Origin of the sequence: Abiotrophia sp. HMSC24B09, from assembly GCF_001815865.1 — a bacterium.
GTDB lineage: Bacteria > Bacillota > Bacilli > Lactobacillales > Aerococcaceae > Abiotrophia.
Map to the genome: position 1 here is coordinate 205,174 of NZ_KV822210.1, position 7,149 is coordinate 212,322.

4 protein-coding genes and 1 pseudogene are annotated in these 7,149 nt (G+C 49.9%); all 5 read left to right on the top strand.

Going from position 1 to position 7,149, the window contains the following annotated elements:
• Positions 1–301 precede the first annotated feature (301 nt).
• Positions 302–1,963: a carbohydrate-binding domain-containing protein gene (locus HMPREF3093_RS07180; RefSeq protein ID WP_070756314.1), complete on the top strand. Its 1,662-nt coding sequence runs from the start codon at positions 302–304 to the stop codon at positions 1,961–1,963.
• A gap of 214 nt (positions 1,964–2,177) precedes the next feature.
• Positions 2,178–2,318, top strand: a complete 141-nt coding sequence (locus tag HMPREF3093_RS09730; RefSeq protein ID WP_180363283.1) for a hypothetical protein — start codon at positions 2,178–2,180, stop codon at positions 2,316–2,318.
• Positions 2,319–2,787: 469 nt separating this feature from the next.
• Entirely contained in the window at positions 2,788–3,768 is a 981-nt protein-coding gene (locus tag HMPREF3093_RS07185; protein ID WP_070756315.1) for a LacI family DNA-binding transcriptional regulator, read from the top strand.
• 149 nt (positions 3,769–3,917) lie between these two features.
• Positions 3,918–5,294 (top strand): annotated as a pseudogene (locus HMPREF3093_RS07190) (sucrose-specific PTS transporter subunit IIBC); the annotation flags it as partial.
• Positions 5,295–5,419: 125 nt separating this feature from the next.
• Positions 5,420–6,838, top strand: a complete 1,419-nt coding sequence (locus tag HMPREF3093_RS07195; protein ID WP_070756317.1) for a glycoside hydrolase family 32 protein — start codon at positions 5,420–5,422, stop codon at positions 6,836–6,838.
• The last annotated feature ends 311 nt before the right edge of the window (positions 6,839–7,149 follow it).

The following is a 7,149-nucleotide window of genomic DNA, read 5'->3' on the forward strand; positions in this document are numbered from 1 at the left end:
GTCCACTCTGGAGAGGGGACCACTAGCTCGAGGCGAAGAGGCAGAAAATGGACAAAGCCAAGGAGTTCATGAAGCGTCAGTGGCCCACTGACTCGGGAAGACCAGGGAAAATGAGCTTTCCAAGCCCGACCTATTTTCCCTAACCTAAAAAAATTCCCTTCAGCATTTTAAGTAAATTTTAACTAGGGCCTCTATACTAAAATCAAGTTAAGTGATAGAGGGGACGTCTGACTATCACTTAACCCATTATTAAAACAATCTAAGATTACTACACGCAAGACCAATAAGGGAGGTCCATATCATGAGAAGAAGAATTACTATCGCCACCCTAATCAGCCTAACCGCCAGTATGTCCCTGGCTTATCCAGCCTTAGCCCAGTCGGGCACGCAGGAAAGTCAGTCAGTGACCAGTTTCCAGGCCCAAACGAGCTATGATGAGAGCCAGGCTACTCAGGTGACTTTGGCTGATCAAACGGCCACCGTCACAGGGCAAGGCGCCAGCTTCAGCGACCAGACGCTGACCATCACCCAGGCCGGCACCTACGTCCTGACCGGTAGCGGCAAGAATATCAAGCTAGTGGTAGAGGCTGCTGACGCTGACCAGGTCCACTTAGTCTTTCAAAAACTGACCATAGAAGGGGAAGGTAGCCTGCTTCAAATTAACAAAGCCCAAGAAGTCGTCATCAGCCTAGCGGAAGGCAGCCAGAATGCTTTGACAGAAAGCCAGGCCAGCGACGATGAAAAGGTCAAAGCCACCATCCACAGTCAGGTGCCTCTGACCCTCAACGGGACAGGCAGCTTGACCCTCACGGCCCTTACCAAGAATGCCTTAGAGGTGGAAGACGACCTCAAGGTGTTAGGCGGGACCTATACCGTCAAGGCCGCCAACCATGGCTTCAAGGCCGAGGGAGCCCTCGATATTGAGGCGGCCACTCTGACCATTGAAGCAGGCAAAGACGGCCTCCATGCGGAGCATGACGAGACGACCGAACGAGCTAATATTAGCCTCAATCCAACGCAATTAAGTATTGCCGCCACCGAAGATGGGGTGGATGCCGGCAATGAATTGACTATTAAAGGCGGGACCATCACCGTGAGCCAAAGTGAGGAAGGACTCGAAGCGCGTGTCATCCGTCAACTAGGCGGCGATGTCACCATCAAGAGTAGCGATGACGGGGTCAACGCTTCGGCAGGCTCCTCTAGCAAGACAAGTGACACAAGCGCTACAAGCAAGACTACCGAAGCTAGCGCCACAAGCAATTCAGCTGACACCAGCTCTTCTGCTAGCCAGGCCACTAGTGATTCAGCCACCGCCAGCGCTCCCGACAGTCAGGCCGCTGCCGACCCAGCAGCTACCAGTCAGCCCGACCAAGCCAGCGAGGACAAGAACCAAACACCGCCAGCACCACCCGCTGGCCAAGCCCCGCCACAAGGCGGGCAGCCACCACAAGATGGGCAAGGACCTGGTGGCATGCCGCCAGGAGGCCAGGAAGAAAGTGACCCAAGCCTACAAATCATCCTTGAAGGTGGGACCCTCACCGTTGATGCAGAAGGTGACGGCATTGATTCTAACGGGACGGTCACTATTAGTGGCGGTAGCCTAGTCGTCAATGGCTCAGTCCATGACGGCAATGGCCCCCTCGATGCATCGGGCGACATTACTATCACAGGTGGCACGGTCTGGGCCCTAGGGACCTCTGACATGCTGCAAGGTTTCGCCCAAGAATCCACCCAGGCTTCTATCACTGCTAACATAGCAGGGACGGCAGGCCAAACCCTGATCATCCTCGATGCCAATGGCAAGGAAGTGGCACATCAGACAGCCAGCAAGGATTTCCAAGCGGTCATTATGTCGAGTGCCGACCTAGTAGACGGTCAGACCTACACCATCCAGGTGGACGGGACGACCCAAACTGCCACGGCAGCCCTTGTCACTCCTGTGACAGGCGGCTTTCATCCCTAATCATTAGGGTCATTCTCCTCTGCGAAGCTAAGTGCCGATACTTAGCTTCGTATTTTTTTAGATGGAATAAGGCCTGACAGCTGACTCGAGAAGATACTTGTAAAAGCAAGATAAATATGTCATAATAATAGTGTAAAAATAGCGGTTTCTGATGGAACTAGTTCCAAAATTGAAACTGCAATATCTTGAATACTCATCACGAGAAGGGGAGGATGTGACCGGTGTTAGTTATAATACCTGTCTATCCCAAGCACCATACCCCTGTGAGCTAGTGGATAACTTGCCCAGTCTGGCCAGTCAATGGCAGACAGTGACCCAGCCCAATGGGGTGGCGCCGGATAGATATGCTGATTAAGCGAGAGGGCCCGCTTAGGCTCAAAACGGCACAAGTTAAAGGGGTGAGGACCGCAATCTAGTAAGTGAAGAGTGTTGACGCAACTGATGAATCGTGAGAATTTGACGTTGGTCCCCAGGGACTTGCGTGTGGATGAAAGGACGCGTTTATAACGAACAAATCTGATCACCAGCCATAGAGCTAGTGGGCGGGTTTCTAAGTCATAAAACGAATTCAAGCACGGTAAATAGGCGTCAAAAGTTTGTGGGCAGGGCATAATGCACAATCTTTTGACATTTTTTTGTACTTTCTGTTTAAATTTACTTGGGTTTAATGTAAGATAATCTTGAAATTATGTAAGTGAAGCAAGCGTAAGAGATTTTTAGTAAGATACAGTCCAGACGCCCTTGGGGCGGTCTAAGACGCACTTGTCATAAGCTCTATGCTACTCACTACCAGCGAAGGCTAGATAATCGCTAGGAGGGTAACAATGACAACGATTAATGATATTGCAAAATTAGCAGGTGTTGCCAAAAGTACGGTTTCTAGACATTTGAACGGGGGTTCTGTCAGCCGGAAAACAGCTGCTAAGATTGAGGCAGTGATTAAGCAAACCGGCTACGTACCTAATTCTTTTGCCCAAAGCTTGAAAGCCAAGGAGAGCCGTATGATTGGCGTGATCATACCGCGGCTTGATAGTTTTTCAGCCAACTGTATCCTGAGTGAAATTGACGAAGTTTTCCGTCAGCACAACTATCAGGTTTTAATTATTAATTCTAATTTCTCGGTTAGCCGGGAAGAAGAGGCCCTCAGAACCTTCCAAGTTAACAAGATGGATGGGGTCATCTTCCTCATGTCCCACACCGACAACCGGATTATTGAACTGCTTGAGAATGTCCAGGTGCCAATCGTGACCATTGGTCAAGAATTCTTGGACGAGAATACCATTTACTACGACGAGGAGAGTGCGGGCCGCCAGCTGGCCGACTACCTCTATGCCATGGGCCATCGGGAAATGGACTTCTTGACGGTGACTACGACTGACCCCGCTGTGGGAATTAAGCGCCGGGATGCCATTAAGCAGGAATTCCTCAAGTATGGGGATACCAGCTTCCGCGAGTACAGCTGTGGCTTCAACCTCATGGATGGCTACCAAGTGACGCGGGATCAAGTGCTGCTCAATAAGCCACGCCTGATTGTGGGGGCGACCGATATTATTGCCATTGGTGCCATGCGGGCTTGCCTAGAGGCAGGCTATCAGGTGCCAGAGCAAATTAATTTTGCTGGTTTTGGCAATAATGTCCTAGGTTCTTCTATCTATCCTGGTTTGACTACGGTGGAATATCCTTATCGTCATGCCGGCTATGTTGCTACCAAGATGCTGCTAGACAGAATTCAGGGCCATGAGACAGCCACCAAACGCAAGCTCGAAACTTCCCTTGTGATTAGACAGTCGGTCACAGCTGTTTAGCCTAAATTGAAAACTAAACGATTTCATTTTCACATTTAATGATATTGACACCGGTTCTATTCCAAGTATAATAAGGCTTAGGAGAGAACCGGTTTCTTTTCTACAGGCAATTATTGTTTTAGTCTCATCTGAATGAAGGAGGAACACATATGGGATTTAAAGAAATCGCACAAGATGTTGTCAAATACCTAGGTGGTAAGGAAAACATCTCTAGCGTCGCACACTGCGCAACTCGTCTACGTGTTATGGTCAAAGACGAAGCCAAAATTGATAAGGAAGCTATCGAAAATACCGACAAGGTAATGGGTGCTTTCTTCAACTCTGGTCAATACCAAATCATCTTTGGAACCGGTACGGTTAACAAGGTCTATGAAGAAGTATCAGCCTTGGGCGTTAACGCTGTAACCAAGTCCGATCAAAAAGAAGAAGTTAAGCCACAAGGTAATATCTTACAACGTATGATTCGGACCTTCGGGGACGTCTTCGTACCAATCATCCCTGTCTTGGTGGCAACCGGTCTCTTCATGGGGGTTCGGGGTGTCCTCACTCGTCCAGAAGTGATTGGCCTCTTCGGTTTAACCGACCCTAAACAAATCGACCAAAACTTCTTACTCTATACACAAATCTTAACCGATACTGCCTTCGCCTTCTTACCAGCCTTAGTTGCTTGGTCTAGCTTCAAGGTCTTCGGTGGCAACCCTGTCTTAGGGATTGTCCTTGGTTTAATGATGGTCAACCCTGCCTTGCCTAACGCCTATGCAGTAGCAAGTGGGGATGCGCAAGCCTTAACCTTCTTCGGCTTTATCCCAGTCGTAGGTTATCAAGGGACTGTCTTACCAGCCTTCTTCGTCGGTTTAATCGGGGCTAAACTTGAAAAATGGCTCCATGACCACGTTAAGGATACCTTCGACTTGATCGTGACACCATTCTTAACCTTCTTGGTAATGTCTATTTTGGGTCTCTTCGCTATTGGGCCAGTCTTCCACTCCTTGGAAACCGTCGTACTGGATGTAACCAAGCAAATCTTGACCTTACCATTTGGTTTAGCGGGTCTCATCGTCGGTGGGGTCCAACAAATCATCGTGGTTACCGGGATTCACCACATCTTCAACTTCTTAGAATTACAATTATTGACTAACGGCGACAAGACTAACCCACTGAATGCTTACTTCACTGCTGCCATGGCAGGGCAAGCAGGGGCAACCTTCGCTGTAGGTTACAAGACAGTTAACCACAAGGTTCGTGCCTTGGCATACTCTTCAGGTATTTCCTGCTTGCTAGGAATTACAGAACCAGCTATCTTCGGGGTTAACCTCCGTTATGGTAAGCCATTCGTTATGGGTCTCGTTGCCGGGGCTGCGGGTGGTTGGTTAGCAGGCCTCTTCAAATTGGCAGCGACTGGTATGTCTGTCACTGTTTTACCAGGGGTCTTACTCTACCTCAACAATATCTTTGCTTACCTCTTGGTGCTGGTAGTCAGCTTCGGGATCGGGTTCGGCTTGACCTACGCCTTCGGTTACAAAGAAGACAAACAAGCTTAAGCACAAGCATGACTTATGACAGGACGGGGCAACTCGTCCTGTTTTCATAGGTGCCTGCTGGCAGCTATGCTATAATGAAGTTAGCCTATAATCAAAAAGGAGGACCAGCCATGTCAAGACGCAACAAAGGGCCTTACGCCCAACACTTCCACCTGACGCCGGAGCAGGGACTACTCAATGACCCCAACGGGCTTTGCTATTTCCAGGGTTACTATCATATTTTCTATCAATATAACCCGCATGCGACCGACCACTCTACCAAATACTGGGGCCATGTTCGGACCAAGGACTTCGTGACCTATGAGCAGTTGCCGGTAGCCCTCAAGTCTGATGACTGGTTCGATAAGAACGGGGTCTATTCAGGTGGTGCCATCGTCCACGAGGAGACGCTCTACCTCTTCTATACCGGCAATACCAAGGATGAGGCAGGTCGCCGGACCAGCTACCAATGTATTGCCACTTCGACAGACGGCATTCATTTCACCAAATTAGGCCCTGTGACTGAGCAGTTGCCGGACTATACCGGCCATGTGCGGGATCCTAAGGTCTGGTATGATGCGACCGTCCAAGGTTGGTGGATGTTGCTAGGTGCCCAGCGCTTAGATAAGACCGGCGATACCGTGGCCTTCTTCTCTAAAGACCTTAAAGACTGGGACTACCGCGGTCCTATCTTCCAATTTGATCAGCCCCTGGGCTATATGTGGGAGTGCCCGGATATGGTCTTCTTGACGGACGAGGTGACAGGCCAGGACAAGGCCGTCTTCATTTTCTCACCTCAAGGGGTCGACCCAATTGGGGATAACTACCATAATATCTTTAACACCACTTACTTAGTCGGGACCTGGGATAGTCAGACTAGTCGCTTCCTGCCGGATAATGCGGACTTTGCGGATATGCAGGAATGTGACCGTGGCTTTGAATACTATGCGCCTCAGTCCTTTGTGGCGCCTGATGGCCGGGTCATCCAATACTCTTGGATGGGCATTACCTGGCCTGACCAAGAGGCCGCCATCCCAACCCGTCAGGACGATTGGATTCATCACCTGACCATTCCGCGCCAGTTACGCCTAGTAAATGGCAAACTCTATCAGACGCCGATTGCAGAGTTGGCAGGCCTGGCAGGAGCTAGCCAACCGCTGGCTTGGACCACGGCAGACTTCCGCCTTGATTTGGCGGGCCGGGCGCAAAGAGTGCAAGTGGATTTTGAGACCTTAGCAGATTGGGAACTTTTCTTAGATGATAACGTGACAGTCAAATACCAGGCCGCTCAAGGCCGCCTAAGTTTAGCTCGCTTCAACTGGCTAACCGGCTTGCAAGAATGGCGCCATATGCAGCTAGAAGAGGAGCTCAAACACTTAGACCTTTGGCTCGATGCTAGCTCACTAGAAGTCTTTGTTAACGGCGGGCAAGTAGTTGCCTCTCTCCGTTACTTTGCCAAAGACCCCCTGACGCGCCTAGAAGGCAAGGCAAGTGCCGACCTCCAGGCTAAGCTAGTAGCCACTCAGTTGGCCGCTCATCAATATATATAGGAAGAAAAAGGGGCACCCGCCCCTTTTTTGTTTAGTTTTGGACACGTAATTTCGCTAACTCGTACCCTATTTATCTATGTAATAGATAAATAGGGGAGCTAAGTTTACAAGCCAGCAAATTCTCTCAAATAAGTCGCCGCCATAGCTAGAAAACTCTCTCAGCAACCGCCGAAACCAGGGCAAAAGCTAGGAAAGGTCCCGAGCCAGTGGTCCACTCCGTCGAGTGGACCACTAGCTCCCAGGAAATCGCCGAAAACGGGCCAAAAGTCAGGAAAATCGTCGAGCCAGTGGTCCACTTTGGAGAGTGGACC